6 protein-coding genes and 1 pseudogene are annotated in these 5364 nt (G+C 67.6%); all 7 read right to left on the minus strand.

The window, feature by feature from the left end; all coding sequences use genetic code 11:
- Positions 1–169 precede the first annotated feature (169 nt).
- Positions 170–472 carry an Imm40 family immunity protein gene (gene imm40 / locus AC0Z36_RS29110; protein WP_485466077.1) on the minus strand — a complete coding sequence of 101 codons (303 nt, stop codon included), beginning with the start codon at positions 470–472 and terminating at the stop codon, positions 170–172.
- Positions 473–493: 21 nt separating this feature from the next.
- Positions 494–835, minus strand: a complete 342-nt coding sequence (locus AC0Z36_RS29115; RefSeq protein ID WP_485466078.1) for a hypothetical protein — start codon at positions 833–835, stop codon at positions 494–496.
- Positions 836–893: 58 nt separating this feature from the next.
- Positions 894–1169, minus strand: a pseudogene (locus tag AC0Z36_RS29120) (transposase); the annotation flags it as partial.
- Between the two features lie 149 nt (positions 1170–1318).
- The gene (locus AC0Z36_RS29125; RefSeq protein ID WP_485466079.1) at positions 1319–2362 is read right to left on the minus strand and encodes a DUF6528 family protein; all 1044 of its coding nucleotides are present in this window, start codon (positions 2360–2362) and stop codon (positions 1319–1321) included.
- 46 nt (positions 2363–2408) lie between these two features.
- A complete protein-coding gene (gene argJ, locus AC0Z36_RS29130) occupies positions 2409–3560 on the minus strand; it encodes a bifunctional glutamate N-acetyltransferase/amino-acid acetyltransferase ArgJ (RefSeq protein WP_485466080.1) in 1152 nt (383 codons plus the stop codon).
- Positions 3561–3628: 68 nt separating this feature from the next.
- Positions 3629–4408: a nucleotidyl transferase AbiEii/AbiGii toxin family protein gene (locus tag AC0Z36_RS29135; RefSeq protein WP_485466081.1), complete on the minus strand. Its 780-nt coding sequence runs from the start codon at positions 4406–4408 to the stop codon at positions 3629–3631.
- Between the two features lie 314 nt (positions 4409–4722).
- A complete protein-coding gene (locus AC0Z36_RS29140) occupies positions 4723–5028 on the minus strand; it encodes a hypothetical protein (RefSeq protein ID WP_485466082.1) in 306 nt (101 codons plus the stop codon).
- Positions 5029–5364: the final 336 nt, after the last annotated feature.

A 5364-nucleotide genomic window follows, 5' to 3' on the forward strand; every position in this document is an offset into this window, starting at 1 on the left:
CCCCGCCCCTGAGCACTGGCCGACCCCGCCGAGCAGGGCACCTCACCCAGACCTCATCGCGAATCGGGCATCACGGCGCGAACCGCACTCTCAGACACCCCAGAGGCCCACCGGAGAACCAAGCCGGTGGGCCTCAAGCATTCGGGTTTGCTCTCTTGATGACCCAGTGCTACCGAACTACGAAAGTAGTGAAATATTCCGGGCCGAGCGGCATTGTATCCAGGAATTTTCGCCAAGCCGAAACCGCTTCGTCACTTGGTGAATTAGTATACCATCCATCAAAAACTGGCTCAAATTTTTCTCCACCCTTACGCCACAAATCACCACCCAGGATGGCAAAACCGTTCTGGATTAGAGAGTTAAATACTTCATCTGCACAATCGACGGGGAAGCCGTATTCGGCAGACCCTACTTCACTCAGGTCGACCGACCGCTCCTGAAGCGACTTCGGCAGGGCTGCAAGCAGGGCCACTTGCCTCACATGGGCCATGAGTCATCCACTCGGTGTGAATAGGCGATGATTAATATTTCCGTCTTGCTCAATGATCCAGTGAAAGAATCCCGACTTGCCATCATATTCACCAGGCAGTCGCACATGCATCCTAGGGATTCCATCTCCGCCAGATTCAATTGTCGCATTGCGCATAGTAGGAATGGTTTCCGCTATCTCTGGAAATCCGTGATAGTCACCGGTTGCAGCCTGGCGGAGAACTTTCTCGGTGTACCTTGTTCCATCCAGCGGGTTTTTATCCATGATATTTGGATCACCATGGACGGTATCTGTCGCAACTCCATTAGAGTCAACCGAAAAGCGTGCACCATTGCAGTTATGCACCAAGATCGGCGTCGTACCGGCCAGTACATAGTACGTGTGCGTATCGCGGGCTGAGCCGTCAGGCCGGGCCCGAGACGCAGCACCCCGACCATCGCGGCTCGGTGAATCCGGGGAGGAGAAGCCCGATGCTCCCGCGCCTGTCCGGCCGCTGCCTGGAGCGCACCCAATGGTTGAGGATACGGCGGGGCCGGGAGTTGAGTTCCTCGGCGACGGCCCGCGGGTAGGGCTCGTGGGCGGTGATGTCGGTGCCCTTGGGGAAGTACTCGCGCGACAGCCGGTTCGTGTTCTCGTTGGTCCCGCGTTCCCACGGGGAGTGCGGGTGGGCGAAGTACACGTCCGACTCCGTGGCGGGGGACAGGCGCGGTGGATGAGGCCACCGAGCCTACGAGACCAAGATCAATTGCTTCGACCAGTTGAGATCAAGATTCACGCATCAAGCGATCCAAGCCACAGACACGACGCCCGCCGGGTGCGGCAGGTGCGTCACCGCGGCAGCGGGCCTTCCCACCAGCGGGCCTTGTAGAGGCTGGAGCCGACCAGGCCTGCCTCGCCGTCCGGGCGGACCAACCGGATCTTCGAGGTGCACCACGAGCACGGGGAGACGCCGTCGGGGCTGACGGTCAGGACCTGCCCGGTCCGGGAGTGCTCGCTCACGCTCTTGACCCCGGGGAGATCGACGTCCTCCTGGCCCCGGTCGGGGCAAAACTCCCCGGCCCGGGTGTCGAACTGCCTGACCCGGTCGCTGGTGGTCACCCACATCCGGCCCCGGCCGCCCCGGGCCGGTGCCAGGTCGTGGCCGCCGGCCTCCGGCAGGGCGAACGACGCCCGCAGGTCCAGGCGGGGAGCGCCCGCCCGGCCCCGTACGTCGAACGCCAGCAGCGAGCGCGCGCCCAGCGCCCACAGCAGCCCGCCGTCCGGGTCGAAGCGCAGGCCGTGCGCGCCCGGGAGCCCGTACTCGGCGTAGTCCCCGCAGCGGGCCCCCCGGGACGCGGCGTACACACGCACGAAGCCGGCCGTACTGGCCGCCAGCGCGACATCACCGCCGGGCAGCAGCTCCACGGTGTGCAGGTTCGCGCCGAGCACGGACACCGCCCAGCGCACCCGGCCGCCCACGATGTCGACGACGGCGGCCAGTCCGGCCGAAGCGCAGGTCAGCAGCACCGGCCCGGACAGGGACGGGGCGTACTTGGCCTCGCTGACGTTGCGCCAGGACACCCCGGGCGCCAGATCAACCAGCGCCGGGTCGGCGGCCGGCGACCAGGACCACACCGGCCGCAGGTCTGCGGTGCGCGCCTGCGGCCCCGACGGCTGGTACCCGCTGCCGGGCACCAGCAGCACCACCGACTGGGACGCCTGGTCGCAGGCCACGATCGCCCCCAGGGGCCGGACCCCGACCGCGGCCGCCGCCCGGCCCTGCGGCGCCACGGCGCCGCCGACCAGCAGGGCGGCCGCCCCGCGCAGGAACGCGCGCCGGCCCGCCCTGCATCCCGGACCGCACCCCTGGCCACCACCCCGCACATCCGTCACAGTCCGCCGGGGGTAGCGCGCCGCGCCCGGCGCCCCGTACGCGGACTCAGGTCGTGTAATCGGCGTTGATCCGGATATAACCGTCCGTCAGATCGCAGCCGTAGACCGTGGACGCACCGTCGGCGATGCCCAGATCGGCGGTGATGGTCACCTCGTCACCGGCGAGGTGCTTCTGCGCGGCGGCCAGGTCGGCTTCACCGGGGTAGAGCACCGTGTCGCCGAAGCTGATGGTCACGCGCTCCTGGTCGACGTCGTACTCGTCCTCGCACTTGCCGATCGCCATCGCGACCCGGCCCCAGTTGGGGTCCGCGCCGTGGACGGCGGTCTTGACCAGCGGCGAGTTGACGATCGACTTGGCGACCCGCTTCGCCTGCGCGTCGTCGCGCGCGCCGGTCACCTTGACCTCGAGGAGCTTGCTCGCGCCCTCGCCGTCGCGGGCGATCTCCTTGACGAGGTACAGCGCGGCCGTCTCCAGGGCCGCCTGGAACTCGTTGACGTCGACGGGCCCGGCCAGGCCGTTGGCGAACACCGCCGCAGTGTCGCTCGTGGAGGTGTCGGTGTCGATGCTCAGGGCGTTGAACGTGCGGTCCATGACCGTACGGAAGACCTGGTCCAACGCTTCGCGCCCGACTGCCGCGTCGGTGAAGAAGAAGGTCAGCAGGGTCGCCATGTTCGGCTCGATCATGCCGACGCCCTTGGCGATCCCGAGTACGGTCGCCGTGCCGCACGGCACACTGATGATCTTCGCCTTGGTGTCCGTCGTCATGATGGCCGCGGCCGCGCGGCCGAAGTCCGCGTCGGCGAACGGCCAGCTCATGGTGTCCAGGTGGGCGCGGACCTTGTCCATCGGGTACTGCCGCCCGATGACACCGGTCGAGGCGACGAGGAGTTCCTGCGCCTCGCACCCGGCCAACTCCGCGACCCGGTCCCGCAGTTCGGCCGCATTGGCGGCGCCGCTCGGGCCGGTGGCCACGTTCGCGTTCTTCGACACCACGACGACGCCCCGGGCGGCACCGTGTCGCGCGGCCTCGCGGCTCAGCAGCACGCTGGGCCCGGCGAAGGTGGAGCGGGTGAAGACTGCGCTGGACGTACACGGCGCCTCGGAGACCACGACGGCGAAGTCCTCGCTGCCGTCCTTGATGCCCATGTTCGCGGTGTGGGTGCGGAAGCCGGCGGGGGCGGTGACGTCGGATGCCATCGGGGATTCCTCATCATCTGTCGTGGTCGGCACCCGGCGGTCTCCCCGTGGGTGCTCTGAAGATCATGTCAGGGGGTGCGCGGGGGACGCGACGGAGTATCAGGGGAATCACCCAGCACGTCCGCGACCGACCGACCACTGAGCGCCGCCAGCTTGGCGAGCACCTTCGGGTCGAGCGCCCCGGCCAGCGGGCGGCTCTGCCGCTCGGACAGCTCGGTGAACCAGCCCTGGAAGAACTCACGCACCCCGGCGGCCTGCCGGGCGGTGTACCCGGCCCGGACGAACTCGGAGTCCGCGCGTTCGGTGGTCCGCTTGAAACCGGTGAGGAAGTCGTCGGGGACCAGCGCGGAGTCGTTGTGCCGGGCCAGGTAGAGCAGGTGCGCGGTGCTGTACGCACCGGCGAGCGCGGCGACGTCGAATGCGTCGCGGACCTCGGAGCGGAGCACCATCGTGACGGTCTTGGCCGCCGCCACATCGTCGCGGTGCAGGACGGTGACGCCGTCCACCACCACCGGCGGGAGCGTCCGGTCGTCGACGAGGAGGTTGACCGCGACGGCCTTCTTGACGGCCGGCGCCTTGGTGTTCAACCGTACGAACGTCTTGGTTGTCGCCTTGCCGTCCACGCTGACGCTGAACCCCGCCGCGCTCAGGGCCTCGGTGACGGCGGTGCGGGCCGCGGTGAACCGCTTGGCCTGCTGCGCGGGCAGCGCGAAGTCGATGTTGTCGGTCCTACGGTCCACCAGTCCGTGCTGCTGGAGCGCCTGGGCACCGCCGAGAGCGATTTCGTACGGTTCGCCAGCGGCCCCGGCGATGTTGATGATCTGCTGTTGCTCGGGGCTGCGCTGCACGGTGTCGGGGCCTTCCGGCGGTGGGGGAGCGATGGGTGGTCAGGTGGCGCGTCCGTCGGATGCGCGTTGCCGACCTGTCGGTCCAGGATACGGGCCGGCCGGATGACGGATATGCGCGCGCTGGGCGCCGACAAACGCGCAGGGCAAGATCCCGCCTCGCAGCATGCGCCTATGGGCAACCTTTACGAGTACTTCAGCGCAGCAGACGACACAACAGCAGCTTCGCGGGCGGACAGCGAGGTCGAGTCCGCCGACTCCGACAGCCGGGGCGCCTTCAAAGAGCCACGGGCTCTACTGCCGGATGTCGCTCTGGGTCAGTACCGGAACCGCACCTTCTTTCCGTCGGGCGAGACCCGGATCAGGAACTCGGCGACCTCCTCGCCCCCACCCTCAGGCACCAGCTTCATCCCGAGGTCCCGGATGGCCAGCTCAGTGTCAGTCGCGGTGTCGAAGTCGTTCCGGGCCCAGGCCTCATCGATCGTCTTCAGGAGCATCCGCAGGGGCTCCCACCCCGGTCCTGGCTCGAACCGGTAGTGGAACCAGGGTGTGTCGACGTGGTCGAAGATCAGCGAACTGACGAGTACGTCACCCTGTATGAGTCGCAATTGCGCGGCTGTCATGAAAAACCCTCCTGCGTGTCGGTCGGGCGTGCGTATGGGTTTGCCCCTGCGCCAGGGAAATTACGCATCGCCCGACCTGGAAAAACCACGACACCGGCTGTACGGCCCGCGCACCCGCGCATCCCGTTCGGGCTTTCCGGACTTTCCGGACTGACGCCACATCATGAACCAATGCCGCGTAGCTTAAGTTGATCATGCTGTGAGGATGAGTTCGGTGGCGTTGACCAGGTCGATTCGCGGAGGCGTGAGGTGGCGGGTGCCGGTGTCGTCGGGGCGTTTGACGCGGTAGCTGTTGTGCCGGCCGCGTTTGACGACGCGGGGGTAACTCCGGTCGCG

This window comes from Kitasatospora sp. UYEF31 (assembly GCF_057291755.1).